The organism is Glycomyces arizonensis DSM 44726 (assembly GCF_000482705.1).
Taxonomy (GTDB): Bacteria; Actinomycetota; Actinomycetes; order Mycobacteriales; family Micromonosporaceae; genus Glycomyces; species Glycomyces arizonensis.
The window spans coordinates 38699-55890 of sequence record NZ_AXWO01000018.1 but is presented as its reverse complement, the minus strand read 5'-3'; the positions used below and the strand labels follow the sequence as shown (position 1 = coordinate 55890).

The window sequence follows — 17192 nt, the reverse complement described above, 5'->3', positions numbered from 1 at the left end:
TTGCGAGTGGGGTCGGTCACTGCGGGCGGCGCGGGACGGGTCGCGTTCAGTGATCGGCGGACTGAGGGCCGCCGGGCAGGGGCCAGCTCATGGAGACCGTGGTGCCGTTCTCGCTGTCGGGACCGGTGACTACCAGGTCTTCGACCAGGCCGCCGAGGACGATGAGCGTGATCTCCTCGGAGAGGGTGTCCTCTTCGAGCGCATCGTGATCGTTCGGGCGCGCATCGCCGCCGTGGGCGACGGGGGCGCGACGGCCCTCCGATCGCGCGCGCATATCGCGCGCGTTATCGGTGATTTTCGCAACGAAACGATCACCGATCGAAAATTCGATGCGCACAAGATCATCGATCTGGCTGTCGCGGTGCCTGAGGACCGCTCGGGTGCATGCCTCGCCGACGGCCTGGCGGACCTCGTCGAGCAGCCCGGTGACGACCCCGGCGTGCGAGGCGACGTCGGCGGCGACGAGGCGCGCGGCGCGGACGTAGGCGGCGGCGGGCGTGAACGCGAACCGCACCGTCACCGGTTCAGCGCGGTGTTCGTGCTTGGAGGCGTTCACTCGCTGGGCACCGCTTCCCGGACATCGAGCACCTTGTCCAGGCCGGTCAGGTCGAGGAGCTTGCTGATGCGGGGATTGGAGCAGACCACCACCAGCGCACCGCCCGCGTCGGTGAGCCTGCGGCGGGCCCCGATGAGCACGCCCAGGCCGGTCGAGTCGCAGAACTCGGTGGGCGTCAGGTCGATGGCCACGAGCATGCGGCCCTCGGCGGCGAGCTGCCTGACGGCCTCGCGCAGCTTCGGCGCCGTGTACATGTCGATCTCCCCGGTCACCGAGATGACCGAGTAAGCGCCGACTGCGGACAGGCTAAGTCCCAGCTCCGGTTCGGGCGCTCCGTCACTGGATGATCCCCTCACGCGCTCTCCCAAGGCCTTGTTGTGTCCTGGCGCATAGCGTACTGCCTCCGACATGGGTGCGTGTCGGGAGCACTGAGCCGAAGTATGCTCCCGAACACGCTCGGCGACGCCGCGTCGGCGCAGGCGCCGGTGAGCCGCGCGTCACCGCTTGCGAGCCGTCGATCGGTCCGGCCGAGCGCGCCGGGTGTCGGAGCGCTGCGGCATCATTGACGCCGTGTCATCGGACCGGCTGATCAGCGCACTGGGCGCGGACGACGAAGGGCTTCGCCACCTCAGGCGCGTCCCGCCGCGCCGCTCGGCGCACGCCGACTGGCCCGAGTGGGTGCCGGGCGAGGTGCGGGCGGCGCTGTCCGATACCGGGATCGTGCGGCTGTGGCCGCACCAGGCCGAGGCCGCGACGCACGCGTTCGAAGGCCGCGACGTCGTCGTCGCCACCGGGACCGCGTCGGGCAAGAGCCTCGCCTACCTGCTGCCGGTCCTGAGCGAGGCAGTGCTGGACGGGGAGGGCCGCACGCTCTACCTGGCGCCGACGAAGGCGCTCGCCGCCGACCAGGCCAGAGCCGTCGGCGAGTTCGACGTCGACGGCCTCGTCCCGGCCATCGTCGACGGCGACACGCCGTACGAGCACCGGCAGTGGGCGCAGCGGTTCGCGAACCTCGTGTTCTCCAACCCCGACCTCGTCCACCACTCGCTGTTGCCGCGCCACCGCGCCTGGAGATCGCTGCTGCGGAACCTCAAGTACGTCGTGGTCGACGAGTGCCACATCTACCGGGGCGTGTTCGGCGCGCACGTCGCGCTCACGCTGCGGCGGCTGCTGCGATTGGCCGAGCACTACGGCGCCTCGCCGACGGTCATCGCGGCCTCGGCGACGGCCGCCGACCCGGCCGCGTCGCTGTCGACGCTGACCGGGCGGCCCGCGATGCAGGTCACCGTCGACTCCTCGCCGTCGCCGGGCGCGAGCATCGCGCTGTGGGAGCCCGAGACGCACCTGATCGAAGGCGAGCCGCAGAAGGCCTCGACGCTCTCGGAGACCGCGCGGATGCTCGCCCAGCTCACGCAGCGGGGCGTCCGCACGCTGGCGTTCGTGCCGTCGCGGCGCGGGGCCGAGATCGTCGCGGCCGAGGCGAAGTCGCGGCTCGGCGCGGACCCGGCGGCCGAGCGCATCGCCGCCTATAGGGCCGGATACCTGCGCGAGCACCGCAGGGACTTGGAGGCCGACCTGCGCGAGGGGCGCCTGCTCGGCGTGGCCACCACGAACGCGCTCGAACTCGGCATCGACGTCACCGGGCTCGACGCGGTCGTGCTGTGCGGCTACCCGGGGCGCCTGGCCTCGTTCTGGCAGCAGATCGGGCGGGCCGGGCGGGGCGAGACCGAGGCGCTGGCGATCATGCTCGCCAAGGACGACCCGCTCGACACGTACCTGGTCAACCACCCGGAGGCGATCTTCGAGCGGCCGGTCGAGGCGAGCGTGTGCGACCCGTCGAACCCGTACGTGCTGGCCGGGCACCTGTGCCTGGCCGCCGAGGAGCTGCCGCTGCGCGAGGCGGACCTGGCGTCGATCCCGGGCAGCCGCGAGGTGGCCGAGGAGCTGTGCGAGCGGAGGCTGCTGCGCCGCAGACCGGGCGGGCGCTACTACTGGGTCGGCTCGGAGCGGCCGGAGGTGACGCTGCGGGGCTCGGGGCCGATGGGCATCGACATCGCGGAGACCGCGACGGGGCGGCTCATCGGCACCGTGGACGCGGCCGCGTCGCACCGGCTCGTGCACAACGGGGCGCTGTACCTGCACCAGGGCGAGTCGTTCCTGGTCGACGAGTTGGACCTGGACGACGGGATCGCGCTGGTGCACGCGGCGAAGCCGCCGTGGACGACCAGCGCGCAGGAGATCACGCACCTGGAGATCCTCGGCACGCGCCAGATCCGCGAGATGGGCGCGGTGACCTTGTGCCTCGGCGAGGTGGAGGTGACCACGAACGTCATCTCCTACCAGCGCAGGCGCATCCCGACCGGGGAGGTCATCGACACGCAGGCGCTGGACCTGCCGCCGCAGACGCTGCGGACGGTGGCGGTGTGGTGGACGGTCGAGCCGGAGGCGCTGGTGGGGGTGGGGGACCTGCCGGGGGCGCTGCACGCGGCCGAGCACGCCTCGATCGGGCTGCTGCCGTTGATCGCCACGTGCGACCGGTGGGACATCGGCGGCCTGTCGACGGCGGCGCACCCGGACACGGAGCTGCCGACGGTGTTCGTCTACGACGGCCACCCGGGCGGGGCGGGCTTCGCCGAGCAGGCGTTCCGCAAGTGGACGGACTGGCTGGGCGCGACGAGGGACGCGATCGACGCGTGCGACTGCAAGGCGGGATGCCCCAGCTGCATCCAGAGCCCGAAGTGCGGCAACGGCAACGAGCCGCTCGACAAGGCGGGAAGCATTCAGGTCCTGGGCGTGGTCCTGGAAGCGGACGACGGCAGGGAGCCGACGGTGATCGAGGCCGCAAAACCCACAGAGGCAGAAGAGGAAGACGACCTCTGGCCCGGCGATTTCTGACCGAAGGTGTCTCGCAACGCTGTCCGATTCCCGACACGTGTCGCCGGTGTTCGAGCAGGCTCAGAGATCCTGTTCTGACAGGCAGAGGAGGTTCGACATGCGGTACAGCGCGATTGCCGAGGCGGCGTCCGAAGGCGGATGGGTTGTCGCGGTCCCGCGCCTCAGGGGCGCGGTCACGCAGGGCGAGGACTGGGCCGATGCCGAATACATGGCGCGGGACCTCATCGCCACGGTCCTCGACGCCCCGATCGAGACCGTGCAGGTCGCTTTGAGTGAGGTCGGTACCGGCGGCGTCGACTCGGTCGCGGCGGGCCGATAGGTGGAACTCAGTGGTTTGCCTTCGGCGGCCTTCTCCACAGCGCACCTCAGAGTGTCTTGATGTCAACATGCAGCCAATGCTGCTAAAATGCTTGCATGAGCGAGATCAGCATGACCATCAGGCACATTCCCGAGGAATGGCGGGCCGAACTGGCGGCGCGAGCCGCCCGCCAGTCGCAGTCGCTTCAGGAGTTCATGCTCAGCGAGATCGAGAACATCGTCGCGCACCCACCGCTCGATCTGGTCATCATGCGCGCGCGCGAGCGGGTTGATGCCTCCGGTTCCGGCATGACGATCGAGGACATCCTCGAAGCCCGCGACGCGGATCGTCGATGACGGACTCCCCCGCTCTCATCGTGGATGCGTCAGCGGTGGTCGCACAGCTCACCACGCCCGGCGAACGCGGCAAGTGGTTCGCCGCCCAAATGCTGGGCAAGCAGCTGTTCTCCTCGGAGATGTTGCATTACGAAGTGACGAACATCCTCCGGCGAGGGCGCCGACAAGGCGCCTTGGACGAGACCGCCGCGAACCTCGCCTTCCAAGACCTTCAAGACATGGCAATCCGCCTCGAACCGTTTTCGCTGGTGGCCAACCGAATCTGGAAGCTCCGCGACAGCGTCACCGCGTACGACGCCTCCTATGTCGCGGTAGCCGAATGGCGTCGGGCGCCCTTGCTGACCGCTGATCTCCGACTGACTCGGAGTCACGGACCGAAATGCGAGTTCATCACGCCGCCGATGTCGTAGCCGGGGTCAGCCCTCTACTCGGTCAAGGCGCGCCGAGAGGTGGGGGCTCAGCGGGTGGCCTTCGGCGGCCATCTCGACGGCGTACATCAGGGCGCCCTCCACGATCCCGTACAGGCGCTTGGCGGCCGTGACCTCCTTGGTCTGGGGGCTGCGCACCACCGCGTCCGTGGCGAGCTCGATCTTCGTGCCGTCCACGTGACCGTAGTACAGGTCGAGGATGCCGGTCGGGTGCGCCAGCATCACCTCCACCTCGGGACGCGCCGGGTCCTGGCCCGCGACGATGCGCCACCAGCCGGTCTCCCGGGCCGCCGGGCGCACCGGCTTGCCGTCCTCGTCGACGACCCACGAGCGCGCGTCGTAGCGCAGGAACGGCCGCCCGTCGTGCGCGAAGCGGACCTCCTGGGCGTACATGAAGTCCTCGCTGCCGGGATAGCCGCCCTGCCCGCGGCCCCGCCACAGGCCGACCAGGGGCAGCAGCGGCACCAGGTCGTCATGCAGGCTCGGACCGCTGCGCAGGTCGGCGGTCTCCTCGAAGGGATAGGGCTCGACCTGCTCATAGGTCGATGCGAACTCCGCGGGCACCTCGCCGTTCATCGGTTCCTCCCCGTTCTGATCGTCCAATAGCCGAAAACGCCCGCCAGCGCGCCGGACGCGATGACGAGCACGGCGGTCATTGCCGTCTCCACGGCCCCACTTTACGTCCGCGACTCGTCGTTTCGATCATGCGATGGCAAGATGTTGACCATGGATACACCTGGACCGTTCGATTCCTGGCTCTCGGACATGGACGGCGTGCTCGTCCACGAGGGGGTCCCCGTGCCCGGGGCCAACAAACTCATCGAGAAGCTGCAGACGGCGGGGAAGCGGTTCCTCGTGCTCACCAACAACTCGATCTACACCCCGCGTGATCTGCATGTGCGCCTGAAGAACTCCGGCCTGACCGTCCCGGAGTCCTCGATCTACACCTCGGCGATGGCCACCGCGGACTTCCTGCACTCCCAGCGCCCGGCGGGCTCGGCGTACGTCATCGGCGAGGCGGGGCTGACGACGGCGCTGCACGAGATCGACTACGTGCTCACCGACTACCGCCCCGACTACGTGGTGCTCGGCGAGACCCGCCGCTACGACTTCGGCGCGATCACCACGGCGGTGCGGCTGATCAAGGCCGGGGCGCGGTTCATCGCCACGAACCCGGACGCCACCGGCCCGTCCCTGGAGGGCATCCTGCCGGCGACCGGCGCGGTCGCGGCCATGATCTCCGAGGCCACCGGCGCCGACCCGTACTTCGTGGGCAAGCCGAACCCGCTGATGATGCGCAACGCCCTGCGGCGGATCGAGGCGCACTCGGAGACGACGGTCATGATCGGCGACCGGATGGACACCGACGTGCTCTCGGGCCTGGAGGCGGGCCTGGAGACGGTCCTGGTTTTGTCGGGGGTCACTGACACCATGGATGAAGTCGAGAAATACCCCTTCCGGCCGAACCACGTGAAGGATTCGGTGGCGGATCTCATCGATTGGATTGAATGAGGAGCCGACCGCGTTAGGAGCGACCATGCCTCCCATCAGCACCCACACCCATGCCTCGGCGCGGGCGGCGGACGAGGCGCCCGTGCCGCACGGCCCCGGGACGGCGACCGGCGCCGTCCGGGCCACCGCCGAGCCGGCGGGCGGGCCGTCCGGTGGCGCGCGCGAGCCGGAGACGAGGCTCACCGGTCTCGAGCAGCGGATCCTGGCGTTCGAGGCCCGCTGGTGGCGCGCCTCCGGAGCCAAGACGCAGGCGATCGCCGACGAGCTGGAGCTGACGCCCGAGCAGTACTACCAGCAGCTGGCGCGACTGATCGACCACCCGGGGGCGGCCGCCGAGCAGCCCGCGGTCGTCCGGCGGCTCCGTGCCGCGCGCGACCACCGCAGGAACGCCCGATTAGCGGCGCGCTCGCTCGCTGACCAGGTACCAGACCGCACCGACCGCGAAGGTGGCCATGCCGCCGAGGACGGCGGGCGCCGGGAGGCTCACGGCGATGAGCAGGCACCCGGCCAGGCCGACCCACGGCACCGGACTGCGCCCGCCCAGCGTGGCCGCCGAGCCGTTGGCCACCGCGTAGTAGATCAGGACGCAGAAGCTGGAGAAGCCGATCGCCCCGGCCAGGTCGAGGGTGGCGACGACGACGAGGACCGCGGTGCTCGCGGTGAGCTCGGCCGCCCACGGGGCGGCGAACCGATCGGAGACGGCGGCCAGGCCGCCGGGCAGGCGGCGGTCGCGGGCCATCGCGAGCGCGGTGCGGGCGATCCCGGCCAGCAGGCTCAGCAGGACGCCCGCCGCGGCGATGCCCGCGCCGACCGAGACCAGCGGTTCGAGGGCGGGGGCCCCGGCGGCGGCGAGGTCGGCCAGGGGCGTCTCGGATCCGGCGAGGGTCCCGGTGCCCAGGACGTACAGGGCCGCGGCCGCGACGGTCGCATAGAGGGCGAAGGTGATCGCCAGGGCGATCGGGATCGCCCGCGGGATGGTCCGCTCGGGGCGTTTGACCTCCTCGCCGAGCGTGGCGATGCGGGCGTACCCGGCGAAGGCGAAGAAGATGAACCCGGCCGCGGTCAGCACGCCCCACGGGTGCGTCCGGCCGAGGTGCTGGGCGGCCGCGGGACCGGTGAACCCGGCGATGACGACGGCGGCCAGGACGCCGACGGTGACGCTCGCGAAGACCGCGGCGGCCACGGCGGTCTTCTTGACGCCCAGCAGGTTCACCGCGCACAGCGCGACGACGACGGCGACGGCGAGCGCCCGGTGGTACTCGGGCAGCAGGTAGTGGCCGAAGGTCAGGGCCATGGCGGCGGCCGAGGCGGTCTTGCCGACCAGGAAGCCCCATCCGGCGGCGAATCCGGCGGCCGGGTGGAGGCGCTCGGTGCCGTAGACGTAGGCCCCGCCGGACTGCGGGTAGATCGCGGCCAGGCGCGCCGAGGAGTCGGCGTTGCAGTAGGCCAGGAGTCCGGCGACGGCGAGGGCGGCCAGGAGCGCGGCCCCGGATCCGGCGGCCGCGGCGGCCGGTCCCCACACGGAGAAGACGCCGGCGCCGAGCATCGAGGCGAGCCCGATGACGATCGCCGAAGGCAGTCCGAGGTGGCGTCTGAGGGGCGGGGGTGGCCGGGTTTGCGACGGCTGCGCGGGCATGCCCTAAAGGTACCGTCTAGCGATATCGTTTCTCCGGTTCGAGCCATGTCGGCAATTCGACTGTCTCCCATCGGATGCGCTGGACGACGCGGATGATGATCACGCCGACGAGGAAGCCGCCGACGGCGTCGGTCAGCCAGTGGTAGCCCAGGTAGGTGGTCGAGACGGCCACGATCAGCGGCGGCGCGAGCAGCAGCAGGCGCCGCTGCCACGTCTCCAGGTGCGCGCCGAGGAGGAACACGAAGTAGCCGTACCAGACGATCGTGTTGAGCACGTGCCCCGAGGGGTAGGCGCCGAACGGCTCCAGGGTGGTGAACAGCGTGGCCTGCTCGACCGTGGCGTACGGAGGTGAGCCGATGTCGGGCCAGTGCGGGTAGACGCGGGTGAGCACGTACTTGACGACCAGGACCGAGCCGGTCATGCCGTAGACGACCAGGAACGCGATCATGGGGCGGACGGTGCGCAGCCGGTAGGCGATGATCGCGCTGAGTCCGAGCGCGATGCCGCCGAGCAGGCCGCCCTGGCCGAGCTTGTTGGTGTTGACGGCGATCAGGTAGGCCCAGTGGGGCCGGTTGGCGTCGGAGAGGTCCCGCAGGTGCACGTCGAGCTCCACGACGGCCGAGGGCCACACCAGCAGCGCCGAGAGGGCGAGGAACGCCGCGGCCATGGCGATCTCGAGTCCCCACGAGCGCGGTCGCCTGACCATGAACGGCGTCCACGCGCCCGGGGGGACCCGGGTGTGGCGTTGGGCTACGGCGGTCACGGCCGTAAGCCTAGCGAGCGTCACCGTCGAGGCCGATCCGATATCGTGCGGCGGCGCGAAATACACGCAGTGCGACCACTCCGCGCCGCTCGATCACGGCTCTCACAGGTCGGCGATGTCGGCCTGCTTGGCGCGGACGGCCTCGGCGGCCTCCTTGAGGTTGGCCAGTTCGGTGTCGCTCAGGGGGGTCTCGACGACCTCCTTGATGCCCTCGGCGCCGATCTTGGCGGTGACGCCGAGGTAGACGCCGCTGATGCCGTACTCGCCGTCGACCCAGGCGCACACGGGCATGACGTCGCCGGAGTCGGTGGCGACGGCCTTGGCCATGCGGGCGGCGGCGGCCGAGGGGGCGTAGTAGGCCGAGCCGGTCTTGAGCAGGGCGACGACCTCGGCGCCGCCGTTGCGGGTCTTGGTGACGAGCTCCTCGATCTTGTCGGCGGGGAGCAGGTCGGCGAGCGGCTTGCCATCCACAGAGGACTGGCTCGGCACCGGGACCATGGTGTCGCCGTGGGAGCCGAGGGTCAGGGTCGTGACCGAGCCGACCTTGACGCCGAGCTCCTCGGCGACGAAGTTGGTGAAGCGCGCGGTGTCGAGCATTCCGGCCTGGCCGAGGACGCGGTGCTTGGGGAAGCCGGAGGCGAGCTGCGCGAGCGCGGTCATCTCGTCGAGCGGGTTCGAGACGACGATGATGACGGCCTCGGGCGACTTCGCGACGAGCTGCTCGGTGACGCCGCGGACGATCTTCGCGTTGACCTCGAGCAGGTCCATGCGGCTCATGCCGGGCTTGCGGGGCAGGCCCGCGGTGATGATGATGATGTCGGAGTTCGCGGTCGCCTCGTAGCCGCCGCCCTCGTTGTCGGTGGTGGCGCCGACGACCTTGGTCTCGAAGCCCTCGATGGAGCGGGACTGGTTCATGTCGAGCGCCAGTCCCTCGGGCTTGCCCTCGACGATGTCGGTGAGGACGACCTCGTCGAACACGTCGTACTCGGCCAGACGCTGGGCGGTGGTGGAGCCGTAGAACCCGGCGCCTACGACCGTGACTTTCTTACCCATAAGATGCTCCTCTGCATAGGGACTACAGTGTCACGCTATGGCCGCGGGCATGTGATGTTCATTCGGCCCTCGGTCTCGTGGCTCAGGCTACGCACGGCGCCGCGTCCCGCCCAATGGACGGTAGTTGACAACTCCTACTAGTTAAGTGGACTATTGGCGGAACGCAGGAGACCGTAGGGAGCCCCCAGTGCTGACGACCGCCATCATCGCCGGTGCGGCCGGTTTCGTCGCCCAGCTGGTCGACGGGAGCCTCGGCATGGGCTTCGGGACGATCACCATGACCTTCATGCTGGGCCTGGGCATCGCCCCCGCGGTCGCCTCCGCCTCGGTCAACGTCGCCACCATCGCCACCGGCGCGGTCAGCGCCGTCTCCCACCACAAGTTCCGCAACGTCCACTGGCCGACCGCGGTCAAGCTCGGCGTCCCCGGCGCGCTCGGCGGCTTCGCCGGGGCGTGGGCCCTGGCGTCGCTGACGCACCTGGACGCGGCCACCCCGGTCACCAGCTCCATCCTCGTCGTGCTCGGCGCGGCCATCGTGTGGCGCTTCGTCAAGGGCAAGTCCACCGGCATCGGCCCCTCCGGCGGCATCCTCGCCGTCCCCACCGGCCTGGTCGGCGGGTTCCTCGCGGCCGTCGGCGGCGGCGGGTGGGGCCCGGTGACGATGCCGATCATGCTCTCCACCTCGCGCCTGGCCCCGCACCAGATCGTCGGCTCGGTGTCGACCGCGCAGGTGGCCGCCTCCTCGGCGGCCGTGCTCGGATTCTGGTGGGCGCTGCCTTCGAGCCTGACGGTGCTGTGGCCGCTGGTCGTCGGCATGGCCGTCGGCGGCGTGATCGCGGCCCCCATCGCGGCGTGGCTGACGCGCAAGATCCCCACCGCGAAACTCGGCTCCACGATCGGGATGCTGGTCGTGGCCCTGAACCTGCGGACGCTGCTGGGCGGCTTCGGCCTGGCGTGGCAGCTCGTGGCCCTCGTCTACCTGGCACTGGCCCTGGTCTGGGTCGCCGTCCTGGTCGGCCCGTCCCGCCACAGCGACGGCGCACCGGCCGCCGAGGCGGCTCCCGAGGCCGCGCCCGAGCCGGCCCGCGCCGAAGCCTGACCGGCGCCGCGATTACTTCCCCGCACGGGGGGTACCTGCCGATTCGGCCGAGCGCATGCGCACGAGCCCCGAACGGGGCCCCGCGCGGCGCGACATCGACGGAATTGCCGCAGAGGTGAGTGCTATGAGCGCGGAGCTGTCAGAGGCCGAGGCCGAAACCTACATCGGTGAGCACTGCTTCACCGCCGGACGGCCGCACCTGGTCGGCGTGGAGCTCGAATGGCTGCTCCGGTTCGCCGGCGACGCCGCCGCGCCCGTCGGCAGCGAGGTCTCGGAGTCGGTCGTCGTGCCGCTGGAGGCCGATCCGCTGCCGCGCGGCGGCCGCGTCACCAGGGAGCCGGGCGGGCAGGTCGAGCTCAGCTCGCACCCGGCCGAGGGCCTGGCCGCGTGCGTCGCGGACGTCCGCTCGGACCTGGCTGTGATCGCGGCGGCACTCGCCGGGCACGGGCTCGTGATCGAGGGCGGCGGCGTCGACCACCGCCCGCCGGTCATCGTCGTCGACGACCCCAGGTACCGGGCGATGGAGGCCTACTACACCGACAAGCAGGCCGCGTACACGCTGATGTGCGGCACCGCCTCCATCCAGGTCAACCTCGACGCCGGCGAGGAGGACGGGGTCCTGGGCTGGCGGCGGCGCTGGGCGCTGGCGCACCGCCTCGGGCCGGTCCTGAACGCCTCGTTCGCGAACTCGCCGACGCTGGAGGGGCGGCCGTCCGGATGGAAGTCGACGCGCCAGACGATGTGGTGGCGACTCGACCGGACCCGCACCCGGCCCGTCGAGGGCGGCGGCGACCCGCGGGCGGCGTGGACGCGGTACGCACTCGACGCGGGCGTGCTGTGCTTCAGGCGCGAGGTGCCCGAGCCGTGGGACCCGCCGCCGGGCCTGACATTCCGGTCCTGGCTGCGCGGGGCATGCGCCGAGCGCGGGCCCACCATGGACGACCTGCGGTACCACTTGGGGACGCTGTTCCCGCCGGTGCGCCCGCGCGGCTGGCTGGAGCTGCGCATGATCGACGCGCAACCGGGCGAGGACTGGACGGTGCCGCTGGCGCTCGCGTGGGCACTGTTCGACGACCCGGCCGCCTCGGTCGCGGCCTGGGAGGCCACCGAGCCGCTGATCGACGGCGGCGGCCACCCGCCGTGGCAGGTCTGGGAGCGGGCCGCCAGGGACGGCCTGGCCGATCCCGCGCTGCGCGCGGCCGCCGAGGCGTGCTTCGCGGCCGCCGGGGCCGCGCTCGACCGCGCCGATGTTCCGGCGCGGGTGCGCACCGCGGTGCGCGGCTTCGCGGCCCGCTACGTCGAGCGCGGCCGCTGCCCGGCCGACGACCGGCTCGCCGCCGCCTCCCAGGAGGTGCCGTCATGACGCACCGCACCGCCGATCGGGTCGACGCGGCCAAGACGCGCGCGCTCGACTCGCTCGACGCCGCGCGCCACCGCACCCTGGCGCTGACGGCGTGCCTCGGCGACGACGAGCTGCTCGCCCAGCACTCGCCGCTGATGTCGCCGCTGGTGTGGGACCTGGCGCACGTGGGCAACCAGGAGGAGATCTGGCTCGTCCGCGGCGTCGGCGGCCGGGCGGCCATGCGGCCCGGCCTCGACGGGCTCTACGACGCGTTCGAGCACCCGAGGGCCGAGCGCCCCGAGCTGCCGCTGCTGCGCCCGGCCGAGGCCCGCGAGTACATCGCCGCCGTCCGGGCCCGGACCGTCGACGTCCTCGCGACGGTGGAGCTGACCGACGCGGTGCTGCTGCGCGGCGCCTTCATCTTCCACATGACCGCCCAGCACGAGCACCAGCACGGCGAGACGATGCTCGCCACCCACCAGCTCCGCGAGGGCCCCGCCGTCCTGTCCGCGACCGGCCCCGCGCCGGTCGACGCGGGCGATCTCCCCGGCGAGGTCTACGTGGAGGGCGGGCCGTTCATCATGGGCACCGACCGCGACGACCGGGCGCTCGACAACGAGCGGCCCGCGCATCCGGTCGACGTGCCGGCCTTCTGGATCGACGCCGCGCCGGTCACCTGCGCCGACTTCCAGCACTTCATCGCGGACGGCGGCTACGACGAGCCGCGCTGGTGGAGCCCGGACGGCTGGGAGCACCGGATGGAGGCCGGGCTCACGGCACCCCTGTTCTGGGAACACGAGGGCGAGTTGTGGATGCGGCGGCGCTTCGGGCGCGCCGAGCCGGTGCCCGGCGACGAACCGGTCGTGCACGTGTGCTGGTACGAGGCCGACGCCTACGCCCGCTGGGCCGGGCGGCGCCTGCCGACCGAGGCCGAGTGGGAGAAGGCCGCTTCCTGGGACGCGGCCGGGTGGGCGCGGCGCTACCCGTGGGGCGACGACGAACCCGATCCCGAGCGCGCGAACCTCGGCCAGGCGTTCCTGGAGCCGGCCCCGGCCGGGTCCTATCCGGCGGGCGAGGCCCCGTGCGGGGCGAGGCAGATGATCGGCGACGTGTGGGAGTGGACCGCCTCGGACTTCGCCCCTTACCCGGGCTTCCGGGCCCTGCCGGACGAGGGCTATTCGGCGGCGCACTTCGACGGGCGAAGCAAGGTGCTGCGGGGCGGCTCGTTCGCCACGCACCCCGACGCGGTGCGGGCCACGTTCCGCAACTGGGACTTCCCGGTCCGGCGGCAGATCTTCGCCGGGTTCCGCACCGCCCGCGACGCCGTCTGAGCGGCCATGGGCCGCTTCGGCATCGTCTCGCGCCTGCCGGAGGGCGACTGCGGCGAGCGGCTGCGCGCCGACGTCCTCTCGGGCCTCACCTCGCGTCCGAAGTCGCTGCCGCCCAAGTGGTTCTACGACGCCGAAGGCAGCCGGCTGTTCGAGCGGATCACGCGGTCGCCCGAGTACTACCTGAGCCGGGCCGAACGCGAGATCCTCGCCGAGAGGGCGCCGCTGATCGCCGCCACCGGCGCCCGCAGCCTCATCGAGCTCGGCTCGGGCTCCTCGGCGAAGACCCGCGTCCTCATCGACGCGCTGCGCCCCGAGCGGTACGTCCCGGTCGACGTCAGCCGCGCCGCGCTCGAAGGCGCCGCAGCGGCCTTGAGCGCGGCCTATCCCGGGCTCGAGATCCGGGCCGTCGTCGACGACTTCCAGCGCGAGCTCCATCTGCCGCGCTCGCCCGCGCCGCGCCTGCTGGCCTTCCTCGGCGGCACCGTCGGGAACCTGCTTCCGGTGCGGCGGGCCCGGTTCCTGGCGGGCCTGCGCCGCCTCCTGGAGCCGGGGGACGCGCTCCTGCTCGGCACCGACCTGGTCAAGGACGAGGCGGCGCTCGTCGCGGCCTACGACGACGCGGCCGGGGTGACCGCGGCGTTCAACCGGCACGTCCTGGAGGTCCTCAACCGGCGGCTCGGCGCCGACTTCGACCCCGGCGACTTCGCACACGTCGTCCGCTGGGACGCCGGGCGCGAGTGGATCGAGATGCGCCTGCGCGCCCGGCGCGCCCTCGGCGTCGCGGTCGCCGCCCTCGGCATCGAGTTCCACTTCGCGGCCGGGGAGGACCTGCTGACGGAGGTCTCGGCGAAGTTCCGCCGCGAGGGCGTCACCGCCGAGCTCACCCGTGCCGGGTTCGCGCCGCGGCACTGGTGGACCGACGGCGAGGGCCGCTACGCGCTCACTCTCGCCACAGTCTCCGACGGAAGTTATAGCCTATAAGGCCGCAGTGCTTAGAAGGCTCTACCCTTGAGCAGCTCGCGGGCCATGACGATTCGCTGGATCTGGTTGGTGCCCTCGTAGATCTGCGTGATCTTCGCGTCGCGCATCATCCGCTCGACCGGGAAGTCCCTGGTGTAGCCGTAGCCGCCGAAGACCTGCACCATGTCGGTGGTGACCTCCATGGCCGCGTCCGAGGCGAAGCACTTGGCGGCGGCCCCGAAGTACGTCAGATCGGCGTCGCCGCGCTCGGACTTGGCCGCCGCGGCGTAGGTGAGCTCGCGGGCGGCGCTGATCTTCATGGCCGCGTCGGCGAGCATGAACTGGACGGCCTGGAAGGACGCGATCGGCTTGCCGAACTGCTCGCGTTCGGCGGCGTAGGCTCTGGCGGCGTCGAGCGCGCCCTGGGCGATGCCGAGCGCCTGGGCGGCGATGGTGACGCGGGTGTGGTCGAGGGTCCGCATGGCGAGGGAGAAGCCCTGTCCCTCCTCGCCGATGAGGCGGTCGGCAGGGAGTCGCACCGAGTCGAAGTAGACCTCGGCGGTGGGCGAGCCCTTGACGCCGAGCTTCTTCTCGGGGGCGCCGAAGGAGACACCCTGATCGTCCTTCTCTACGACGAACGCGGAGATGCCTCGCGAACCGGCCTGTGGGTCGGTGACGGCGAAGACCGTGTAGTAGCCGCTGACACCGGCATTGGTGATCCAGCGCTTGACGCCGTCGAGGACCCAGGTGTCGCCGTCGCGTTCGGCACGGGTCCGCATCGATGCGGCGTCGGAGCCGGCCTCGGGCTCGGACAGGCAGTAGGAGAACATCGCCTCGCCGGAGGCCACCGGCGGCAGGTAGCGCTCCTTGAGCGCGTCGGAGGCGTCCAGCAGCAGCGGCAGCGTGCCGAGCTTGTTGACCGCCGGGATCAGCGAGGACGAGGCGCAGGCGCGGGCGACCTCCTCGATGACGATGGCCGTGCCGAGGGCGTCGATGCCCGCTCCGCCGTACTCGGCGGGGAGGTGCGGGGCGTGGAGGTCGGCGGACCGCAGCGCCTCGTAGGAGGCGGTCGGGAAGGACGCGGCCTCGTCGGCCTCGGCGGCGTGAGGTGCGACTCCCGCATCGCACACATCGCGAGTGGCGCTCCGGATTTCGGAGTATTCTGCTGGCAGCTGGTAAGGGCTGAACCCGGTGCTCATCGGCGCTCACTCCTTCACGGGGTCGGGCGGACTGGACCGCCAGGTGGTGTTACTGGTGAGTAACGCACGCCGAGTCTAACGCACTCGGCGGAGCGGCGGTGATGCGCGACACCGGGAATTCTTCACCGGTTCGGCGCAACGTCATCGCCCGTTCATGCGTGAAGTTGAATATACGATGGCGTCTACCGCAAGCACTCACGGAGACGCTCGCGGAGCCGCATGTCGGCCGCCTCCGGCGGCCCTGCGGGGGTACATCCGAACGGGATCCGGCGCGAACACGCGGACCGGCCCACGACACCGACGACGAGCACAGACAGGGCACGTATCAGATGGGCAATGCGACGCAGGCACCGGAGACTCCGCAGAACACCACGACCAGGCCGAGAATCGCCTTCATCGGCTGCGGCTACCTCGGGGCGACCTATGCGATCTGCTTCGCCGAGCTCGGCTACGAGGTCGTCGGCTACGACATCAACACCGCCAAGATCGACGCGTTCTCCTCGGGCACCCTCCCCTTCCACGAGGCGGGACTGCCCGAGCTGCTCAAGAAGAACCTCGAGTCCGGGCGCCTGCGCTTCACCACTGACGTGCAGGCCGTCGCCGACTTCGCCGACGTCCACTTCATCTGCGTCGACACCCCGCAGCGCAAGGGCGAGCCGGGCGCCGACCTGTCCTACATCGAGGCCGCCGTCACCGAGCTCTCGCGGCACCTGACGCGCAAGTGCCTCATCGTCGGCAAGTCCACCGTCCCGGTCGGCACCGCCTCCTGGGTCCAGGAGCTCGTCGACCGCCACGCCCCCGCGGACCTCGGCGTCGAGGTCGGCTGGTCGCCGGAGTTCCTCCAGGAGTCCAACGCGATGCACGACGTGCTGCGGCCCAGCCGCATCGTCTACGCCGCGCAGTCCGAGTGGGCCTCCAAGCTCCTCAAGGACGTCCACAGGGGCATCCTGGAACTCGCCGCGGTCGAGGACCGCGAGGTGCCGGTCGTCGAGACCGACCTGGCCACCGCCGAACTGGTCAAGGTCGCCGCGAACGCCTTCCTGTCGACGAAGATCTCCTTCATCAACGCCATGGCCGACCTGTGCGAGGTGACCGGCGGCGACGTCACCGACCTGGCGCGGGCCATCGGCCACGACCAGCGCATCGGCAACAAGTTCCTGCGCGCCGGCATCGGCTTCGGCGGCGGCTGCCTGCCCAAGGACCTCAGGGCGCTGACCGCCCGCGCGGGAGACCTGGGCGTCGGCGAGTCCTTCCGCTTTCTCGGCGAGATCGACCAGCTCAACACCCGCCGCCGCTCGCACACCGTGCGGGCCGTCGCCGAGCTGGTCGGCCGCCCGCCGGGTCCGGCCGGGCCGGACCTGTCGGGCGTGCGCGTCGCCTACCTGGGCGCCACGTTCAAGCCCGACACCGACGACATCCGCGACTCCCCCGCCCTGGCGATCGCGCAGGGGCTGCGGCGGGCGCGCGCCGACGTGGTCGTCTACGACCCCGAGGGCCTCGACAACGCCCAGACGGCCGCGCCCGAGCTCAGCTACGTGAAGACCCTTGTCGAGGCCGTCGCCGACGCCGACGTGGTGTGCGCGATGGTGCCGTGGGAGGAGTTCCGCACGCTCGACCCGGAGGCCTTGGGCCGCCAGGTCGCCGAGCGGCGCATCCTCGACGGCATGAACGCCTTCGACGCCGACCAGTGGACCGCCCACGGCTGGACCTACCGAGGCATCGGCCGCTGACGTCGCGGGAACCTCTGAGTATCGTATTATAACC

The 17192-nt window shown here is 71.5% G+C and carries 17 protein-coding genes and 1 pseudogene; 11 read left to right on the top strand and 7 right to left on the bottom strand.

Annotated features, from left to right (window positions below):
• Positions 1-46: 46 nt before the first annotated feature.
• Together H613_RS0113760 and H613_RS0113755 are read right to left on the bottom strand one after the other, a co-directional pair.
• Positions 47-556, bottom strand: coding sequence for an ATP-binding protein (locus H613_RS0113760; RefSeq protein ID WP_051393337.1), 510 nt, complete (start codon positions 554-556; stop codon positions 47-49).
• Positions 553-912, bottom strand: coding sequence for an STAS domain-containing protein (locus tag H613_RS0113755; RefSeq protein WP_245598558.1), 360 nt, complete (start codon positions 910-912; stop codon positions 553-555). Before H613_RS0113755 ends, H613_RS0113760 begins: the two co-directional genes overlap by 4 nt.
• A 214-nt stretch (positions 913-1126) precedes the next feature.
• Between H613_RS0113755 and H613_RS26495 the strand changes: the two genes are divergently transcribed.
• From H613_RS26495 to H613_RS0113735, 4 genes are all read left to right on the top strand, one after another.
• Entirely contained in the window at positions 1127-3451 is a 2325-nt protein-coding gene (locus H613_RS26495; RefSeq protein WP_245598557.1) for a DEAD/DEAH box helicase, read from the top strand.
• A gap of 97 nt (positions 3452-3548) precedes the next feature.
• Positions 3549-3770, top strand: coding sequence for a type II toxin-antitoxin system HicB family antitoxin (locus H613_RS26490; protein ID WP_156926022.1), 222 nt, complete (start codon positions 3549-3551; stop codon positions 3768-3770).
• Positions 3771-3865: 95 nt separating this feature from the next.
• Entirely contained in the window at positions 3866-4105 is a 240-nt protein-coding gene (locus tag H613_RS0113740) for a hypothetical protein (protein ID WP_026924262.1), read from the top strand.
• Positions 4102-4515 carry a type II toxin-antitoxin system VapC family toxin gene (locus H613_RS0113735; RefSeq protein WP_026924261.1) on the top strand — a complete coding sequence of 138 codons (414 nt, stop codon included), beginning with the start codon at positions 4102-4104 and terminating at the stop codon, positions 4513-4515. Before H613_RS0113740 ends, H613_RS0113735 begins: the two co-directional genes overlap by 4 nt.
• Before the next feature lie 6 nt (positions 4516-4521).
• On the opposite strand, the gene H613_RS0113730 is transcribed toward H613_RS0113735, so the two are convergent.
• On the bottom strand, positions 4522-5109 hold the full coding sequence (locus H613_RS0113730) for a heme-binding beta-barrel domain-containing protein (protein ID WP_051393336.1): 588 nt from the start codon (positions 5107-5109) through the stop codon (positions 4522-4524).
• Between the two features lie 150 nt (positions 5110-5259).
• Between H613_RS0113730 and H613_RS0113725 the strand changes: the two genes are divergently transcribed.
• Positions 5260-6045 carry an HAD-IIA family hydrolase gene (locus H613_RS0113725; RefSeq protein WP_026924259.1) on the top strand — a complete coding sequence of 262 codons (786 nt, stop codon included), beginning with the start codon at positions 5260-5262 and terminating at the stop codon, positions 6043-6045.
• A 25-nt stretch (positions 6046-6070) separates the two neighbouring features.
• Positions 6071-6427, top strand: a pseudogene (locus H613_RS32620) (DUF3263 domain-containing protein); the annotation flags it as partial.
• A 12-nt stretch (positions 6428-6439) separates the two neighbouring features.
• Here the strand turns inward: H613_RS32620 and H613_RS0113720 are convergent.
• The 3 genes from H613_RS0113720 to mdh form a co-directional block, all read right to left on the bottom strand.
• Positions 6440-7681 carry an APC family permease gene (locus H613_RS0113720; RefSeq protein ID WP_026924258.1) on the bottom strand — a complete coding sequence of 414 codons (1242 nt, stop codon included), beginning with the start codon at positions 7679-7681 and terminating at the stop codon, positions 6440-6442.
• 16 nt (positions 7682-7697) lie between these two features.
• Positions 7698-8444 carry a phosphatase PAP2 family protein gene (locus H613_RS0113715; RefSeq protein ID WP_156926021.1) on the bottom strand — a complete coding sequence of 249 codons (747 nt, stop codon included), beginning with the start codon at positions 8442-8444 and terminating at the stop codon, positions 7698-7700.
• A 102-nt stretch (positions 8445-8546) separates the two neighbouring features.
• Complete coding sequence (gene mdh, locus H613_RS0113710) at positions 8547-9497, bottom strand: malate dehydrogenase (RefSeq protein WP_026924256.1); 951 nt, start codon at positions 9495-9497, stop codon at positions 8547-8549.
• A gap of 187 nt (positions 9498-9684) precedes the next feature.
• On the opposite strand from mdh, the gene H613_RS0113705 reads away from it, so the two are divergent.
• From H613_RS0113705 to egtD, 4 genes are all read left to right on the top strand, one after another.
• On the top strand, positions 9685-10596 hold the full coding sequence (locus H613_RS0113705; RefSeq protein WP_051393335.1) for a sulfite exporter TauE/SafE family protein: 912 nt from the start codon (positions 9685-9687) through the stop codon (positions 10594-10596).
• 124 nt (positions 10597-10720) lie between these two features.
• Positions 10721-11959: an ergothioneine biosynthesis glutamate--cysteine ligase EgtA gene (gene egtA / locus H613_RS0113700; protein ID WP_026924254.1), complete on the top strand. Its 1239-nt coding sequence runs from the start codon at positions 10721-10723 to the stop codon at positions 11957-11959.
• Positions 11956-13269, top strand: a complete 1314-nt coding sequence (egtB, locus tag H613_RS0113695; protein ID WP_026924253.1) for an ergothioneine biosynthesis protein EgtB — start codon at positions 11956-11958, stop codon at positions 13267-13269. The genes egtA and egtB overlap by 4 nt, the downstream gene beginning before the upstream one ends.
• A gap of 6 nt (positions 13270-13275) precedes the next feature.
• Positions 13276-14250 carry an L-histidine N(alpha)-methyltransferase gene (gene egtD, locus H613_RS0113690; protein WP_026924252.1) on the top strand — a complete coding sequence of 325 codons (975 nt, stop codon included), beginning with the start codon at positions 13276-13278 and terminating at the stop codon, positions 14248-14250.
• 11 nt (positions 14251-14261) lie between these two features.
• Here egtD and H613_RS0113685 read toward each other — a convergent pair whose 3' ends face one another.
• On the bottom strand, positions 14262-15428 hold the full coding sequence (locus tag H613_RS0113685) for an acyl-CoA dehydrogenase family protein (RefSeq protein WP_026924251.1): 1167 nt from the start codon (positions 15426-15428) through the stop codon (positions 14262-14264).
• A 329-nt stretch (positions 15429-15757) separates the two neighbouring features.
• On the opposite strand from H613_RS0113685, the gene H613_RS0113680 reads away from it, so the two are divergent.
• On the top strand, positions 15758-17158 hold the full coding sequence (locus tag H613_RS0113680; RefSeq protein ID WP_035738088.1) for a UDP-glucose dehydrogenase family protein: 1401 nt from the start codon (positions 15758-15760) through the stop codon (positions 17156-17158).
• Positions 17159-17192: the final 34 nt, after the last annotated feature.